Consider the following 17,113-nt stretch of genomic DNA (forward strand, 5'->3'; position numbering starts at 1 on the left):
AAGGGCGGCAGGTCCGACCGGGCCTGCGGAGAACCGCCCTGGACGGGGTGTGACGAGGAGAGATCTATGGCCTTCGCTGGCAATGTGGACGAGTTGGCCCTGCTGCAGGCGGTCCGGTTGAAAGAGCAGGTCAGCGCGGCCGTTCTGGCCGAGCATCTCGGTGTGAGCGCCGCGTCCGCGCAGGCCGCCTACGACGCGCTGCTGACCCAGGGCAAGGCGCAGGAAGTGTCGGACGGCCGGATCGTGCTCACCGAGGCCGGACACTCGGAGCTCGAGGATCAGCTCGACGCCGAGCGGGTGTCCATCGACGAGGACTCCATCGCGGAGGTGTACGAGAGCTTCGTGCCGTTCCACGAGGAGTTCGTCGGACTGATCGATTCGGCCGACGCCGATCAGCTGGCCGACCTGGACCGCCGGGCGTCGGTCGTGTTCGACGACCTGTCGGCGTTCGTACCCCGGTTGTCCCGCTACCAGGACCTGTTCGCCGACGCTCTCGCGAAAGTCGCGGCGGGGGAGTCGAAGTGGATCTCGGAACCCGTGATCGACTCGTACGCCACCGTGTGGACCGAACTCCGCAAGGAGCTGCTCGGCGCGTCCGGCACCGCCGAGTGACGTGACACGCGTCACCACCCCCCCTATTCGGGGGTGGTGACACAGTGAGCCGGATCACTACTTTTCCTCTCATCCGGGATACGCCCACCAGGGTGTTCCCCACGGACCACGGAGGAATCGAGTGACCACAGTCTCCAACTCGGGTGCGGGCGCCCCCCACGCCCCCACACCGGTGCGCCAGGGCGGTACCAGCGTCCGCAAGGTGGCCATCGCCAGCGGCATCGGCACGACCATCGAGTTCTACGACTTCTTCATCTACGGCACCGCCGCAGCCCTGGTGTTCCCCACGGTGTTCTTTCCCGCGCTCGGCTCCACCGCCGGCACCGTCGCCTCCTTCGCGACCTTCGCCGTCGCGTTCGTCGCCAGGCCCGTGGGTGCCATGCTGTTCGGCCACTACGGTGACCGGATCGGACGCAAGAAGACTCTGATCTCCACGCTCATCCTGATGGGGGTCTCGACGTTCCTCATCGGCCTGCTGCCCGGCGCCGAGACGATCGGGGTCGCGGCCCCGATCCTGCTGGTGCTGCTGCGTTTCGGTCAGGGATTCGCGGTCGGCGGCGAGTGGGCGGGCGCCACGCTGCTGACGGCGGAATACGCACCCCCGGGCAAGCGCGGCCTCTACGCGATGTTCCCGCAACTCGGCCCCGCGGTGGCCTTCATCCTCTCCAGCGCCACGTTCCTCGTCACCGGCACCCTGCTCGGCGACACCAACGAGGTCTTCCTCGACTACGGGTGGCGGATTCCCTTCCTGTTCAGTGCCGTCCTGGTCGGCATCGGCCTCTACATGCGGCTGGCGATCGAGGAGACACCGGTGTTCCGCGCGGCCCAGCAGGCCGACCGTGCCGACGCGACCCCGCGGACCCTCCCGCTGATGGACGCCTGGCGGTACCAGACCAAGGAGATCCTCCTCTCGGCCGGCGCTCTCGCCACACTGTTCGCGTTCTTCTACATGGGGACAGCGTTTCTCACCAGCTACGGCACCAAGACCCTCGGGTTCGGCCGCCCGTTCGTGCTGACGGTCGGGATCGCCTCGGCCGTGGTCTTCGGACTCACCATCGTCGTCTCCGCTCTGTACTCGGACCGGATCGGGCGTCGGCGGGTCATCATGATCTCCTGCGGACTGGCCGTCGTGTGGGCGCTCGCGCTGTTCCCGCTGCTCGACACCGGTTCACCTGTGGCGTTCACGATCGGCGTGATGGTCACGCTCGCCATCTTCGGAATCGCCTACGGCCCCTGCGGGGCTCTGCTTCCGGAAATGTTCCAGACGCGCTACCGCTACACCGGCGCCGGCCTCGGCTACAACCTCGCCGGCGTGCTCGGCGGCGCCGTGCCGCCGCTGATCGCCGCACCCCTGGCGTCCGCGTACGGCAGCGCCGCGATCGGCGTCATGCTCGCCGTCCTCGGCGTGGTCAGCCTGCTGTGCACGAAGGCCCTGGTGGAAACGAAAGACGACGCGCTCTGACAGAGCCGGCGAGGGGTGTCCGGACTTCGCACAGATACCGGCGCCCCTCGCCGTGCAGTATGCCCTTGATCACATCAACCAAGAGTAAGTTCGACCGCGGAAGGGCCTTCGGGTCCGCCCGTCCCGTAGGTGCCCGAACGGGCTCCTGGAGAGGAAGAGTGATGACAACCCCGCTTCCCAGCTACACCAACGGCGTGTGGGACGCCCCGATGCTCGGTGACACCATCGGAGACAACTTCGACCGGACCGTGGCTGCCCACGCCGATCGTGACGCCCTGGTCGACCGGCCCTCGGGGCGGCGGTGGACGTATGCCGAGCTGAGGCGGGACGTCGACGCCGTGGCGGCGGGGTTGCTGAAGCGGGGTATCGGGAAGGGCGACCGGGTGGGGATCTGGGCGCCGAACTGCCCGGAGTGGACGCTGATCCAGTTCGCGACGGCCAAGATCGGCGCCGTGCTCGTCAACATCAACCCCGCCTATCGGGCGCACGAGTTGAAGTACGTGCTCGATCAGGCCGGTATCCGTCTGCTGGTGTCGGCGCCCGAGTTCAAGTCGTCCGACTATGCGGCCATGATCGAGGAGGTCCGGCCGCAGTGCCCGACCTCGAGATGGTGGTGCTCCTCGGCAGTGCCGAGTGGAGTCGGCTGGCGTCGGACGGCATGGCCGCGCACGCCGCCGACCCGTCCCTGCTGCCCGCCGCGCAGGCGGCCCTGTCCTCGGACGACCCGATCAATATCCAATACACTTCGGGGACAACCGGATTCCCCAAGGGTGCGACGCTCAGCCACCACAACATCCTGAACAACGGGTACTTCGTCGGCGAGTTGTGCCACTACACGGAGAACGACCGCGTCTGCATCCCGGTGCCGTTCTACCACTGCTTCGGGATGGTGATGGGCAACCTGGCGTGCACGAGTCACGGCGCGACGATGGTCATTCCGGGGCCGTCCTTCGATCCGAAAGCGACGCTGCAGGCCGTCGAGGCGGAGAAGTGCACGTCGCTGTACGGGGTGCCGACGATGTTCATCGCCGAACTCGCCGAACCGGACTTCGCCTCGTTCGACCTGTCGAGCCTGCGGACCGGGATCATGGCCGGATCACCCTGCCCGGTGGAGGTGATGAAGCAGGTCATCGAACAGATGGGGATGGCCGAGGTCTCCATCTGTTACGGCATGACCGAGACGTCGCCGGTGTCGTTGCAGACCCGGTCGGACGACACGATCGATCAGCGCGTGTCGACGGTCGGCCGCGTCGGTCCGCATCTCGAGGTCAAGATCGTCGATCCGGCAACGGGATTGACCGTTCCGCGGGGCACACCGGGTGAACTCTGTACCCGGGGCTACTCGGTGATGCTCGGGTACTGGAACAACCCGGAGAAGACCGCGGAATCGATCGATGCCGGCCGGTGGATGCACACCGGCGATATCGGGGTGATGGATTCCGACGGCTACGTCGCGATCACCGGTCGGATCAAGGACATGGTCATCCGCGGGGGCGAGAACGTCTATCCCCGCGAGATCGAGGAGTTCCTGTACACGCATCCGGACATCCTCGACGCCCAGGTCATCGGGGTGCCGGACGCGAAGTACGGGGAGGAACTGATGGTGTGGGTGCGGATGAAGGACGGTGCCGAACCCCTGGACGCGGCGAAGGTGCGCGAATTCTGCACCGGCAAGCTCGCCCATTACAAGATCCCGAAGTACGTGCACGTCGTCGACGAGTTCCCGATGACCGTGACGGGCAAGGTGCGCAAGATCGAGATGCGCGAGCAGTCCCTCGACCTGATCGGGCGCACCTGACCCGCCTCGTCACCCCAGCGCCCCGGCGATCGCGTCGAGCCCGGCGGCCGCGCACGCCTGATCCCGCATTCCGTCGGGAGCGCCGCCGACGCCGATACCCGCGATCGACCCGCCGGCCGACTTCACGCTCACCCCGCCGGCGAGGAACAACGTGCCGGGAAGGTCGGCGACCGTCGCGCCGTCGCCTTTGGCCCGTTCGCTCAGATCACTGGTGTTCGCGCCGAACGCGGCAGCGGTGTACGCCTTCTGGCGGGCCGCCTCCACGGTGTGCTGGGCCGCGTTGTCCCCGCGCAACATGGTCTGCACGTTGCCGGCGCGATCGACCACCGACACGGTGACGAAGCCGAGCCCGTCGGCCTGGCACTTCGCGAGCGCCGCCTGCGCGGCGGCCTGCGCAGTGCCGATACCGAGACGGTTCTGGCTCACCACGCCGTCCGCACCGTCGATCGGGGCCGGCGCAGCGGCGGTCGCGACCGGAGTGGACGCCGGACTCGCCTCGTCGGATGCGGACGTGCCGCACGCCGAGGTGGCGACGATCGCGGCGAGCGGGACGGTGATCGCCAGAATGCGGGGCAGGCGGTGGAAGGTGCGCATCGGAAGGCCTTTCGGGAAGTGACGAGCTGACCTGACCAGCCTGGCCCAACGGTGCCGGGGACCGCATCGGACCGACGGCGCTCCCGAACTCATCCGTCCGGCCCCGGCAGATCATCCGAACGGTTGATCCGCGACCCACGGCAGATCCGTAGGATCAATCGACGTGACAACACCCGTGGACGGAGTGGACAGGGCGGACGGCGCGGGTCTGCGCGGCCCGCTCGCTACCGCCATCCATGTGTCGTTCTACGTCCTCCTCGCGACGTCGACGGCGCGGTATCTGACCTACCACGGAGTGAGCGAGCAGTTCGTCGTGGTGGTCGCGTTGATTGCCGCGCTCGCCGCGTTGTACACGGTCACCGCGGTGGTCGCACGGCGGGAAGGCGTATGGGAACCGTGGGTGTGGCCGGTCCTGACGACGTGGGCGGTGCTCGTCTGGCTCGCGCCGAGTTTCGCCTGGTGTGCGTTTCCCATGTTCTTCCTGTGCACGAGGGCCTACCCGAGCCGGATCGCGTACCCGGTCGTCGGGGTTCTCGCCGTGCTCACGTCGCTGGCGTTCTTCACCTTCTCCGGCCGCAGCGAGTGGGCGGTGCTGGTCGGACCGCTGTGTACCGGAGCGCTGATCGTCGTGGCGTACAGCCAGATCGAGCGGGACGGCCGGGAACGGGTGCGACTGCTCCGCCAGGTGGCGGAGACCCGGTCCCGGCTCGCGGAGACCGAGCGGGAGGCAGGAATGCTCGCCGAACGCGAACGACTGGCCCGCGAGATCCACGACACCGTGACACAGGGACTGACCAGCAGCCTGCTGCGGCTCGAGGCGGCCGAGCAGATCTGGGCGCAGGCAGATCCGCGGACGGAGGCTCGGGCACGTGAGGACGTCCGCGTGGCGACCGGAACATTGCGCGAGAACCTGGCGGAAACACGCAGTCTCGTGCACCATCTCGCGGCGCCCAACCTGGAATCCCAGCCGCTCGACGCGGCACTGCTCGCTGCCGCGCGTACCCACCATCCGCGGGCGGAGCTCCGGGTCGTGGGTACTCCGATCGCGATTCCGGCGGAGGTGACGCACGCGCTGCTGCGGATCACCCAGAGCGCCGTGTCCAACATTGCCCGGCACGCGCACGCCGAGACCGTGGGTGTCACGTTGACGTATCTTCCGGACGCCGTCGCGCTCGACATCTTCGACGACGGCGCCGGTTTCGAACCCGCGCCCGCCGGAACTCCTTCGGCGCGCGGCGGATACGGCCTGCGCGCGATGCGCGGTCGCGTCGAGCAACTGGGCGGCACGTTCACCGTCGAGAGCGCACCGGGCGAGGGCACCGTGGTGGCCGCTCAGATACCGTGCGCGCGAGGAACCGCGGCATGACGACCGTGACCGTGCTGTTGGTCGACGACCACGTGGTCGTGCGCGCCGGGCTGCGAGCGCTACTCGACTCGCAGCCGGACATCGAGGTGATCGCCGAGGCGGGCACGGGGGAGGAGGCGGTCGACGCCGTGAGCACATTCCGGCCGCAGCTCGTGACGATGGATCTCGCCCTCGGCACCGGTATCGACGGGGTGGAGGCCATTCGCCGCATCCGGCAGGTCGATCGGAACCTGCCGGTGCTGGTGTTCACGACGTACGACACGGATGCCGACGTGGTGCGCGCCATCGATGCCGGTGCCATCGGATACCTCCTGAAGGATTCGACGCCCCAGGAGATCTTCGCGGCCGTGCGCGGCGCGGCCGCCGGCCAGAGTGTGCTGTCGCCGCCCGTCGCGTCGCGACTACTGCAGCAGATGCAGCGCCCCGAGGCGGCTCTCACGCCGCGGGAGGCCGAACTGCTGACTCTGCTGGCCAAGGGCATGACCAACAAGGAGCTCGGCAAAGCCCTCTTCATCAGCGAGGCGACGGTCAAGACCCATCTCGCCCACATCTACGCGAAGCTCGGTGTCGACACCCGGGCCGCAGCGGTGTCCGTAGCCCTGCGACGGCAGGGCATTCGCTGAACCGGCGGGGTTCACAGCAGTACGCCGCATGAACCTTTTGGCAACGATTTGCCGAAGCCCTGTCGAACGGGTGTCCAGGTGGTTATGTTCGAAATGAGCGGTGACCTTCCGCTCGCACCATGAATTGCGTGTTGAGAGGACAAGGGCCATGGTCGGCAACATCATCGGCACCATCATCTTCGGTGCGGTCATCGGCGTTCTGGCGCGTCTCGTGATTCCGGGAAAGCAGGCGATGGGGTGGGTCATCACCGTCGTGCTCGGCATCATCGGCGCGCTGATCGGGTACTGGGTGTGGGAGGGGCTCCTCGACAAGGGGGACACCGGCGGCATCGACTGGATCCGGTGGATCATCAGCATCGCCGTGGCGGCCGTGCTGACCCTCGGATACACCTCGATGACGAGCAAGAACAGGGTGTAGACGCCACATAGCACCGTCACGAGAAGGGCCCCGTCCGGTCAGGGCGGGGCCCTTCTGCGGCTTCGCCGCCCGTGAGTACTTGTTAACCGCCCGCGGTTAACAAGTACTCACGGGCGCAGGCAGAGAAGCGTCATGTCGCGCAGCACTTTCCGGGTGCGCGAGGGGGTGGTGGGATCGGCGCTGTGCGGGGTCGAGTTGATGAGCCCGAACGTGGCGTGCGCCTTGGTGCGGGCGTCCGTCTCGTCCAGTGACGTGTCCACTTGCAGAAGCACCTTCACCCAGATCTCCACGTAGCGCCGCTGCGTCTGCCGGACCTCCCGGCGGGCCTCGGCGGGCAGGCTCTCCAGGTCTCGGTCCTGGATGCGAATGAGGTCGGGTTCCCCGAGCGCGAAGTCCAGGTGGAAGTCGATCAGACCCACCAGGGCCGCTTCCGGGGAGGCGGCCTCCGCGACGACGAGCGACCCGCCCTCGAGCAGTCGCGTGCTGATCCCGACGAGCAGTTCGACGAGCACGGCGTCCTTGTTGGGGAAGTGCCGGTACACGGCGGGGCCGCTGATTCCCGCTGCGGAACCGAGGTCCTCGAGGCGGACGCCGAGGAAGCCCCGTTCGGCGATGAGGCGGGCGGCGGCCTCGAGCAGTTGGCGGCGACGATCCGCCTTCATCTGCTCCCGGCGCGTGATCGGCGCTTCGGCGCCGTCGACGTCTGTGGTCATCGCCTTGCTCTTTCTCGGATGTGGTCTGGACAACTCAGTTAATCACAGTTATCTTAGATTCAGTTATCGAGTATTAACTCACTCGGCACGCGCGTCAAGACGAGAAGGCGGCAGGATGGCACTGAGCGGAACCACTGCACGGGAGGGCTACCGGGCAGAGCACACGAAATTGGTGGACGAGCTGAAGTCGAGGCTGGCCGTGGCCGCGCTCGGCGGCAGCGAGAAGTCGCGCGAGCGGCACGTCAGCCGAGGCAAGCTCCTGCCCCGCGACCGGGTCGACACACTGCTCGATCCCGGCAGCCCGTTCCTCGAGATCTCGCCGCTCGCGGCGAACGGCCTCTACGACGACGAATGCCCCGGAGCGGGCGTCATCGCCGGCATCGGCCGGGTGTCCGGGCGCGAATGCGTGATCGTCGCGAACGACGCGACCGTCAAGGGCGGCACCTACTATCCGATGACGGTGAAGAAGCACCTGCGGGCGCAGGAGATCGCGCTGCAGAATCAGTTGCCGTGCATCTACCTCGTCGACTCCGGCGGCGCGTTCCTGCCGCGGCAGGACGAGGTGTTCCCCGACCGCGAGCACTTCGGGCGCATCTTCTACAACCAGGCCACGATGAGCGCGCAGGGCATCCCGCAGATCGCGGCGGTGCTCGGCTCCTGCACCGCGGGCGGCGCGTACGTGCCCGCCATGAGCGACGAGGCCGTCATCGTCCGCAACCAGGGCACCATCTTCCTGGGCGGTCCGCCGCTGGTGAAGGCCGCCACCGGTGAGGTCGTGACCGCGGAGGAACTCGGCGGCGGCGACCTGCACTCCAAGGTCTCCGGCGTCACCGATCACCTCGCGGAGGACGACCAGGACGCGCTGCGGATCGTGCGGAACATCGTCGCGACCCTCGGCCCGCGCGCCGAGCGTCCGTGGGACGTGATCTCCACCGTCCCCGCGACGGCGCAGCAGACCGACCTGTACGACGTGGTCCCCACCGACCCGCGCACCCCCTACGACGTCCACGAGGTCATCGACCGCATCGTGGACGGCAGTGAATTCCAGGAGTTCAAGGCGGAGTACGGCAAGACCCTGGTCACCGGTTTCGCGCACATCGAGGGCCACCCGGTCGGCATCGTCGCCAACAACGGCGTGCTGTTCGCCGAGTCCGCGATGAAGGGTGCGCATTTCATCGAACTGTGCGACAAGCGCAAGATTCCGCTTCTGTTCCTGCAGAACATCGCCGGTTTCATGGTCGGTCGCGACTACGAGGCGGGCGGCATCGCCAAGCACGGCGCCAAGATGGTGACCGCGGTGGCGTGCGCCCGGGTTCCCAAGCTGACCGTCGTGATCGGCGGCTCCTACGGGGCGGGCAACTACTCGATGTGCGGGCGGGCCTACTCGCCACGGTTCCTGTGGATGTGGCCGAACGCCCGGATCTCCGTGATGGGCGGAGAGCAGGCGGCGTCGGTGCTGTCGACGGTGCGCAGCGAGCAACTCGACAGTGCGGGCAACCCGTGGTCGGCCGAGGACGAAGAGGCGTTCAAGGCGCCGATCCGCGAGCAGTACGAGGCGCAGGGCAATCCGTACTACTCGACGGCCAGGCTGTGGGACGACGGCATCATCGACCCCGCCGATACCAGAACTGTTCTCGGACTGGCGCTCTCGGTGTGTGCGAACGCACCGGTCGAGCCGGTCTCCTACGGCGTTTTCCGGATGTGAGTGGAATGACTGAAATGACTCGGATCGATACCGTCCTGGTAGCCAACCGCGGCGAGATCGCGGTGCGCGTGATCCGCACACTGCGGGCCATGGGAATCCGCTCCGTCGCCGTGTTCAGCGAGGCGGACCGCGACGCGCGGCACGTTCGCGAAGCCGACACCGCGGTGCTGCTCGGTCCCGCCGCGGCGCGGGAGAGTTACCTCGTCATCGAGAAAGTGATCGCGGCTGCGCAGGCCACCGGCGCGCAGGCGATCCATCCCGGTTACGGGTTCCTCTCGGAGAACTCCAAGTTCGCCGGGGCCTGCGCGGACGCGGGGATCGCGTTCCTCGGTCCGTCCGCTCACGCCATCGAGGTGATGGGCGACAAGATCACCGCCAAGAACGCGGTGGCGAAGTTCGACGTGCCCGTCGTCCCCGGCATCGCCCGCCCCGGCCTGTCCGACGACGAACTGATCGCGGCCGCCGAGGACATCGGATACCCCGTCCTCGTCAAGCCGTCGGCAGGCGGCGGCGGCAAGGGCATGCGGCTGGTGGAGGAGCCGGGCGCACTCGCCGAGGCACTGCGCAGCGCGCGGCGTGAAGCGGCGTCGGCGTTCGGCGACGACACACTCTTCCTCGAGCGATTCGTGCTGCGGCCCCGGCACATCGAGGTGCAGATCCTCGCGGACGGACACGGGAACGTCGTCCACCTCGGCGAGCGCGAATGCAGCCTGCAGCGTCGCCACCAGAAGGTCATCGAGGAAGCGCCGTCGCCGCTGCTGGACGAGGCGACACGCGCCCGGATCGGCGAGGCCGCCTGCAACACGGCGCGCAGCGTCGACTACTCCGGAGCGGGAACAGTCGAGTTCATCGTCTCCGCCGACAAGCCCGACGAGTTCTTCTTCATGGAGATGAACACCCGGCTGCAGGTCGAGCACCCGGTCACCGAACTCGTGACGGGCCTGGACCTCGTCGAGTGGCAGGTGCGAGTGGCCGCCGGTGAGCCGCTCGGCTTCACCCAGGACGACATCACCCTCACCGGTCACGCCATCGAAGCCCGCGTCTACGCGGAGGACCCGAGTCGCGGATTCCTCCCCACCGGTGGACTCGTGGCCGACGTCGTCGAACCCGCCGGTCCCGGTGTCCGCGTCGACTCCGGACTGCAGCCCGGCACGGTGGTCGGCAGCGATTACGACCCGATGCTGGCGAAGGTCATCGCCCACGCCGACGACCGCGCCGGCGCGCTGCGGAAGCTGGACCGGGCGCTGGCCGGCACCGGTGTGCTGGGAGTGGTCACCAACATCGAGTTCGCGCGCTTCCTGCTCGCCGATCCCGACGTGGTGGCCGGCGACCTCGACACCGGTCTGCTCGACCGACGGCTCGAGGACTTCGCCGCGGCGGAGGCCACCGATGCCGCCCTGATCGCCGCTGCTGCTTTCCGCTGGTTGCAGCGCTGGCCCGAGCGGGCACAGGCCGATCCGTGGGACGTTCCCAGCGGCTGGCGGGTCGGGGTTCCCGCACCCACCAGCATCCGGTTGTCCTCTGCCACCCGCACCGACCACGTGCGGATCACCGGCAATCCGGTCGAGGCCACCGCGCAGGTCGAGGACGGCGACACCCTGTCCCTGACGGCGGCGCTCGACGGAACCACCCTCTCCGTGGTGATCGACGGCAGACGCGAAACCTACCGGATCGCCCAGACCGACGGGCACATCTGGCTCGCCGGTTCCGACGGCACGACGATGCTGCGTGAGGTCCGTGAACTCAGTGTCCGCACCGGCGACGTCCATGCCGGCGAGGCCGAGATCACCAGCCCCATGCCCGGATCCGTCATCGCCGTCGGCGCCGAGGCGGGCGCCCACGTCACCGCTGGCCAGACGCTCGTCGTGGTCGAGGCGATGAAGATGGAGCACTCGCTCACCGCCCCCGTCGACGGCATCGTCGACATCCTCGTCGTACCCGGTGACCAGGTGATGGTCGACCAGCTGCTCGCACGAGTCACCCCGCACACCGACACCACCGACACGAAAGAAGATGCGTCATGACCGAATTCCTTGCCACCGGCCAGCTTCCCGACGAGTACCAGCAGTTGGCGAAGACCGTCGCCGATTTCGCCAAGAACGTGGTGGCACCGGTCGCGGCGGAACACGACGCCAACCACACGTTCCCGTACGAGGTGGTGTCGGGGATGGCCGACATGGGGCTGTTCGGCCTGCCGTTCCCCGAGGAGTACGGCGGGATGGGCGGCGACTACTTCGCCCTCTGCCTGGCACTCGAAGAACTGGGCAAGGTCGACCAGAGTGTCGCGATCACCCTGGAAGCCGGTGTGTCGCTGGGTGCGATGCCGATCTACCGGTTCGGCAACGAGGAGCAGAAGCAGGAGTGGCTGCCGCAGCTGACGAGCGGCAGGAGCCTGGCCGCGTTCGGGCTCACCGAGCCGGGCGCCGGAAGCGATGCCGGCGGGACGAAGACCACCGCGAAGTTCGACAGCGGTGAATGGATCATCAACGGCAACAAGCAGTTCATCACCAACTCCGGCACCGACATCACCAAGCTCGTCACCGTCACCGCGGTGACCGGTACGAAGGACGGCAAGAAGGAGATCTCCACCATCCTCGTGCCGACGTCGACGCCGGGCTTCACTGCCGAGCCGGCGTACAACAAGGTCGGCTGGAACGCCTCCGACACCCACCCGCTCACGTTCTCGGACGTGCGCGTTCCCGAGGAGAATTTGCTCGGCGAGCGTGGTCGCGGGTACGCGAACTTCCTGCGGATCCTCGACGAGGGCCGCATCGCCATCGCCGCGCTGAGCGTCGGCGCCGCCCAGGGATGCGTCGACGAGTCGGTCAAGTACGCCAAGGAACGGGAGGCGTTCGGACGGCCGATCGGCCACAACCAGGCCATCGCCTTCAAGATCGCCCGCATGGAGGCGCGCGCCCACACCGCGCGCACGGCGTACTACGACGCCGCTGCCCGGATGTTGTCCGGCAAGCCGTTCAAGAAGCAGGCCGCCATCGCCAAGCTCGTCGCCTCCGAGGCCGCGATGGACAACGCCCGGGACGCCACCCAGATCCACGGCGGCTACGGATTCATGAACGAGTACACGGTGGCCCGGCACTACCGTGACAGCAAGATCCTCGAGATCGGCGAGGGCACCACCGAGGTGCAGCTGATGCTGATCGCGCGGGAGGCAGGCCTGTGACCGCCACGACCGAGCCGAAGCGAATCGTTCAGCGGGGCCTGTGGTTCGAGGAGTTCGAGCTGGGAGCGGTGTACGAGCACCGGCCCGGCCGGACCGTCACCGAGGCCGACAACGTCCTCTTCACGACGCAGACGATGAACACCCAGGCACTGCACCTGGACGCCGCGTACAGCGAGAACACCCAATTCGGTGAGCGCCTCGTCAACTCGATGTTCACCCTCTCGACGCTGGTCGGGTTGTCGGTGGCGCAACTGACGCAGGGGACCATCGTCGCGAACCTGGGGTTCTCGGAGATCAGTTTCCCGAAGCCGCTGTTCCACGGCGACACGCTGTACGCGGAGACGAAGATCGCGGACAAGCGCGAGTCGAAGAGCAGGCCCGGCGAGGGCATCGTCACCCTCGAGCACACCGGCCGCAACCAGAACGGCGACGTGGTGGCGATCGCGGTCCGCAAGACCCTCGTCCAGAAGAAGCCGTCGTGAGCTGGGAACTGCCCGGGCCCGCCTGGCTGTTCTGCCCGGCCGACCGGCCCGAACGGTATGCGAAGGCGGCTGCGGCAGCCGACGTCGTGATCCTCGACCTCGAGGACGGGGTGGCGCCCGCGGACAAGGAAGCGGCGCGGGTCGCCCTGATCGACACCCCGCTGGATCCGGATCGCACGGTGGTGCGGGTCAATCCGGTTGGAACCGAGGATCACGAGCGCGACCTTTTGGCACTCGACGGCACCCGCTACACGAGGCTGATGCTGGCCAAGTGCGAGTCCGCCGACCAGGTGCTGTCGCTGGCGCCGCGTGAGGTGATCGCCCTCGTCGAGTCGCCGCTCGGTGCGCTCGCGGTGAGCGAGATCGCGCTGGCGGCGAGCACGATCGGCGTGATGTGGGGCGCCGAGGATCTCGTGGCGGCGATGGGCGGCAACTCCAGTCGCCGCGAGGACGGCAGCTACCGTGACGTCGCCACCCACGTGCGGTCGTCGACACTGCTGGCCGCCAAGGCGTATCACCGGCTCGCCCTGGATTCCGTCTATCTCGACATCAAGGACCTCGACGGGTTGCGCACCGAAGCAGTCGACGCCGTCGCCGTCGGATTCGACATCAAGGTGGGCATCCACCCCAGCCAGGTCGCGGTGATCCGGGAGGCGTACGCGCCGTCCGACGAGGACGTCGACTGGGCGACGCGGGTTCTCGCCGCCGTCGCCGACGAGCGGGGAGTCTTCGCGTTCGAGGGAAAGATGGTGGACGCACCGGTCCTGCGTCATGCCGAGGCGATCCTGCGCCGCTCCCAGGTCGAGTCGAAGGGGAACAGCACGTCCGAGTCCTCTCGGTAGGCGGCGAAAGAGCGCGGAACGGCCGCGCTCTCGGGGAAGATGGTGCCCATGACTGCCGATCCGCAATGGGTGCCCACCGAGTCCGACGTGCGCGACGCGGTCGTCACCGACTTCGCCCGGTTCGTCGCCCGGCGTCACGGCGCCCGGGTCGACGACTACCGGGCGTTGTGGCGCTGGTCGGTCGCCGATCCGGCGGCGTTCTGGCAGGACGTGTGGGACTACTTCGACATCCGGTCCGCCACCGACCCCGGACCGGCCCTCGTGGACGGTGCGATGCCGGGCGCCGTCTGGTTCCCCGGGGCGACGCTCAACTACGTCGACCACGTCTTCCGGAACGCCCGCCCCGGAATACCGGCGATCCTGTACGCGGGTGAGGGCGCCACCGACATCTCCGTCGGCTGGGACGAGTTGCGGTCCGCGGTGGCGGGCCTTGCCGCGACTCTCCGCGAGCACGGAGTCGGGGTCGGTGACCGGGTGGTCGGCTATCTCCCCAACATTCCCGAGGCCGTCGTCGCGTTCCTCGCGACGGCGTCGCTCGGTGCCGTGTGGGCCGCGTGCGGACAGGACTACTCTGCGCCGGCCGCGCTCGATCGACTGGGTCAACTGGAACCGAAAGCGCTGATCACCGCGGACGGCTACCGGTTCGGGGGCAAGGAACACGATCGACTCGCCGCGTCGGCCGACCTGCGCGGTGGATTGCCGTCGTCGGCCCTCACAGTGGTCGTGCCGCATCTCGATCCGGACGCCGCCGTCGACGGCACCCTCACCTGGGCGGAGGCCACCGGCCGGGACGCCGCACTCGAGTCCGTCGCCGTCCCGTTCGACCACCCGTTGTGGGTGGTGTTCTCCTCGGGAACCACGGGCCTGCCGAAGGGCATCGTGCACGGTCACGGCGGCGTTCTCCTCGAACACGTGAAGTCGCTTGCGCTCCAACTCGACATCGGCCGCGACGACACCCTGTTCTGGTACACCAGTCCCAGTTGGATGATGTGGAACTTCCAGACGGCGGGCCTGCTGGTGGGGGCCACCATCGTCTGTTACGACGGGAGTCCGTCCTATCCGACGCCGGATGCGTTGTGGGCCTTGGCGTCACGTCTGGGTGTGACCGTGGTCGGCACCAGTCCCGGCTATGTTCTCGCGTGCGACAAGGCGGGGGTGGTCCCTGTACGCGAGCACGACCTGAGCATGCTCCGCGCGGTGGGGGTGACCGGGTCCACGCTGCCGGCGGCGTCGTCACTGTGGTTGTCCGAGAACGTCGGTCGCCGCGTTCCTGTTATGTCGATCACCGGTGGGACCGACGTGGTGTCGGCGTTCGTCGGGGGAGCGCGGAGTGTGCCGGTTTGGCCGGGGGAGCTGTCCGCCCCGTGTCTGGGCGTCGCCGTCGACGCGTTCGACGAGTCGGGGCAGCCGGTGCGAGGCGAGGTGGGTGAACTGGTCGTGACGGCGCCGATGCCGTCCATGCCGGTGTCGTTCTGGAACGATCCGGACGGAAAGCGTTACCGTGAAGCATATTTCGATGTGTTTCCCGGAGTGTGGCGGCACGGCGACTGGATCACGATCACCGATCGCGGGACCGTCCTGATGCATGGAAGGTCCGATTCCACATTGAACCGCAATGGAATTCGGATGGGTAGCGCCGACATCTACCAGGTGGTGGAAAAGCTCCCGGAGGTCGCGGAGGCGCTTGTCGTCGGTGTGGATCTGGCGGACGGGGGATACTGGATGCCACTGTTCGTGGTCCTGTCGGAGGGGGCGGAACTCGACGACGGGCTGAAGCAGCGTATCCGCGGAGCGATTCGTGAGCAGGCCTCTCCCCGCCACGTGCCCGACGACATCATCGAGGCCCCCGGCATCCCGCACACCCGGACCGGCAAGAAACTCGAGGTGCCTCTCAAACGCATATTCCAGGGTGCGGACGCGGACCGCACGGTGGACCGCAGCGCCGTGGACGACCCCGACCTGCTCGACTGGTTCGCGCGGCACGGACGCTGAGCGGCGAGTCCGTCGATGTCAGTGTCGTTGAGCGCCAACGGTTAGGTTAGTCTTACTTTGGTTACTGGTTGGTAGAGGTCTGCGGTCCGACGTCCGCGCAATCGGCGAATGTGAGAAATCTCCCGTCTGCCTGCGGCCGGTCGCGCCGCGGCGATCGCGACTAATCGGACATCGGCAGTGTCGCGCAGCGGGAGGACGTTCCAGATGCTGGGATGTCGCCGTGTCGCCGTCGATGTGCATCTCTTCGGCGGAGACGCCTTCGTTGTCCTCGTGGCAGGTCAGCGGGCGATCTGACGGCGCCTGGGTGCTCATCTGAACGTCCAAGTTTTCGTTCGATGCGGCTCGGCGACGGACCTGGTCGATTATTCCCTGTGCGCAACTCCGGGTGTTCTTCGTTTTGAGACCTGCGCGGGGCTTTGGTAGACACGGTGGTTGGCAAAAACTGCGGTCACGGGGGGCAGTAAGTGTTCAACGCCGCGGTCGGTCACCAGATCGATTGCACCGTGCACGGATAACAGTCGGGAGGCGGAACATGAAACTGGATACGACAGTTGTACACCTAGTGAAATTCCGACTCTCGGTACGGTATCCACGTTCTGGTTGTACACAGCGTCTGGAATGTGGTTCGGCCTGTTGAATATGTGCGCGTCGAAGATCGAATTCAGGCCTGATTCTGGAAGTATCGAGGGTTGGGTACGTCACACCGGCGCCGGTAACGGCAGTGGATCCGACACCGATGTAATTCCCGGCGCAACCGCAGAACCGTACGAACCGAAATCGTCACCACCGAGGGAGAGGAGGCCGAAGCGATGAGCGCGACGAAGTTTCGCTGCTCCACCAGCACCGTAGACTCGGCTCTCGACTCGGAGGATGACGAGCACCGATTGGGTGGCCGCTTGTTGGATCGATGAGAGAACGGAGCCACGTATGAACCCGCTCACCGTAAGTAGTTCGGGATGTAAGGGCCTTGGAGTGTTCAGCGTCGCAGGCAATCGGGTTTCGGACGATCGTCTGACATCGACTCCGAGTGTGGTGGAACTCTTCGATCAGCGCAGGGCGTCCCATGCCCGGCACGTCCCCGCTACGCGAGATGCTTCGAACCGGCAAGGCCTGTTCATGTGATGGCGTTCATCGGAGAACCGGCCCACGGCGAAGTCCGTGGGACCGAGAGCTACGAATCACCAAAGACACAGGCGGCAGTCGCCACGCGTTCGAGAACGGAGTAACCCTTGGGGTCGGGACAAGCAGCGGGTAGTAGCGGTGCTCCGGAAGGGGCGTTTCCGCTGTCAGCTGCGCAGCGAGGCATCTGGTTCGCGCAACACGCG

The 17,113-nt window shown here is 67.4% G+C and carries 13 protein-coding genes and 1 pseudogene; 12 read left to right on the forward strand and 2 right to left on the reverse strand.

Annotated features, from left to right (window positions below; genetic code table 11):
- The first annotated feature begins 66 nt into the window (after window positions 1-66).
- The 3 genes and pseudogenes from FND50_RS12935 to FND50_RS12945 all read left to right on the forward strand — a co-directional run bounded on the left by FND50_RS12935 (window position 67) and on the right by FND50_RS12945 (window position 3,872).
- A complete protein-coding gene (locus FND50_RS12935) occupies window positions 67-612 on the forward strand; it encodes a hypothetical protein (protein WP_144286031.1) in 546 nt (181 codons plus the stop codon).
- A gap of 121 nt (window positions 613-733) precedes the next feature.
- Entirely contained in the window at window positions 734-2,074 is a 1,341-nt protein-coding gene (locus FND50_RS12940; protein WP_397493851.1) for an MFS transporter, read from the forward strand.
- 161 nt (window positions 2,075-2,235) lie between these two features.
- Window positions 2,236-3,872 (forward strand): annotated as a pseudogene (locus FND50_RS12945) (AMP-binding protein).
- Window positions 3,873-3,881: 9 nt separating this feature from the next.
- On the opposite strand, the gene FND50_RS12950 reads toward FND50_RS12945, so the two are convergent.
- On the reverse strand, window positions 3,882-4,466 hold the full coding sequence (locus FND50_RS12950; protein WP_144286032.1) for a heme-binding protein: 585 nt from the start codon (window positions 4,464-4,466) through the stop codon (window positions 3,882-3,884).
- A 163-nt stretch (window positions 4,467-4,629) separates the two neighbouring features.
- Here FND50_RS12950 and FND50_RS12955 point away from each other — a divergent pair, with 163 nt between their 5' ends.
- The 3 genes from FND50_RS12955 to FND50_RS12965 all read left to right on the forward strand — a co-directional run bounded on the left by FND50_RS12955 (window position 4,630) and on the right by FND50_RS12965 (window position 6,873).
- Window positions 4,630-5,832 (forward strand): sensor histidine kinase, encoded by a 1,203-nt coding sequence (locus FND50_RS12955; RefSeq protein ID WP_144286033.1) that lies wholly within the window; start codon window positions 4,630-4,632, stop codon window positions 5,830-5,832.
- On the forward strand, window positions 5,829-6,455 hold the full coding sequence (locus FND50_RS12960) for a response regulator transcription factor (protein ID WP_144286034.1): 627 nt from the start codon (window positions 5,829-5,831) through the stop codon (window positions 6,453-6,455). Before FND50_RS12955 ends, FND50_RS12960 begins: the two co-directional genes overlap by 4 nt.
- Window positions 6,456-6,603: 148 nt before the next feature.
- Complete coding sequence (locus FND50_RS12965; protein WP_005239513.1) at window positions 6,604-6,873, forward strand: GlsB/YeaQ/YmgE family stress response membrane protein; 270 nt, start codon at window positions 6,604-6,606, stop codon at window positions 6,871-6,873.
- Window positions 6,874-6,980: 107 nt separating this feature from the next.
- Here the strand turns inward: FND50_RS12965 and FND50_RS12970 are convergent, their stop codons facing one another.
- Window positions 6,981-7,586 carry a TetR/AcrR family transcriptional regulator gene (locus FND50_RS12970; protein WP_144286035.1) on the reverse strand — a complete coding sequence of 202 codons (606 nt, stop codon included), beginning with the start codon at window positions 7,584-7,586 and terminating at the stop codon, window positions 6,981-6,983.
- Between the two features lie 115 nt (window positions 7,587-7,701).
- Between FND50_RS12970 and FND50_RS12975 the strand changes: the two genes are divergently transcribed.
- Genes FND50_RS12975 through FND50_RS13000 form a run of 6 tightly spaced genes read left to right on the forward strand, consistent with a single transcriptional unit; the run spans window position 7,702 to window position 15,788 of the window.
- Complete coding sequence (locus tag FND50_RS12975; RefSeq protein WP_144286036.1) at window positions 7,702-9,291, forward strand: carboxyl transferase domain-containing protein; 1,590 nt, start codon at window positions 7,702-7,704, stop codon at window positions 9,289-9,291.
- 14 nt (window positions 9,292-9,305) lie between these two features.
- Window positions 9,306-11,315, forward strand: a complete 2,010-nt coding sequence (locus FND50_RS12980) for an acetyl/propionyl/methylcrotonyl-CoA carboxylase subunit alpha (RefSeq protein ID WP_144289045.1) — start codon at window positions 9,306-9,308, stop codon at window positions 11,313-11,315.
- Window positions 11,312-12,472: an acyl-CoA dehydrogenase family protein gene (locus FND50_RS12985; RefSeq protein WP_144286037.1), complete on the forward strand. Its 1,161-nt coding sequence runs from the start codon at window positions 11,312-11,314 to the stop codon at window positions 12,470-12,472. Before FND50_RS12980 ends, FND50_RS12985 begins: the two co-directional genes overlap by 4 nt.
- Window positions 12,469-12,954 carry a MaoC family dehydratase gene (locus tag FND50_RS12990; RefSeq protein WP_005239560.1) on the forward strand — a complete coding sequence of 162 codons (486 nt, stop codon included), beginning with the start codon at window positions 12,469-12,471 and terminating at the stop codon, window positions 12,952-12,954. Before FND50_RS12985 ends, FND50_RS12990 begins: the two co-directional genes overlap by 4 nt.
- Window positions 12,951-13,796 carry a CoA ester lyase gene (locus tag FND50_RS12995; protein WP_144286038.1) on the forward strand — a complete coding sequence of 282 codons (846 nt, stop codon included), beginning with the start codon at window positions 12,951-12,953 and terminating at the stop codon, window positions 13,794-13,796. Before FND50_RS12990 ends, FND50_RS12995 begins: the two co-directional genes overlap by 4 nt.
- A gap of 48 nt (window positions 13,797-13,844) precedes the next feature.
- Window positions 13,845-15,788, forward strand: coding sequence for an acetoacetate--CoA ligase (locus FND50_RS13000; RefSeq protein WP_144286039.1), 1,944 nt, complete (start codon window positions 13,845-13,847; stop codon window positions 15,786-15,788).
- The last annotated feature ends 1,325 nt before the right edge of the window (window positions 15,789-17,113 follow it).

Origin of the sequence: Rhodococcus sp. WB9 (assembly GCF_007558985.1) — a bacterium.
In the GTDB taxonomy this organism is placed as follows: domain Bacteria; phylum Actinomycetota; class Actinomycetes; order Mycobacteriales; family Mycobacteriaceae; genus Rhodococcus_F; species Rhodococcus_F opacus.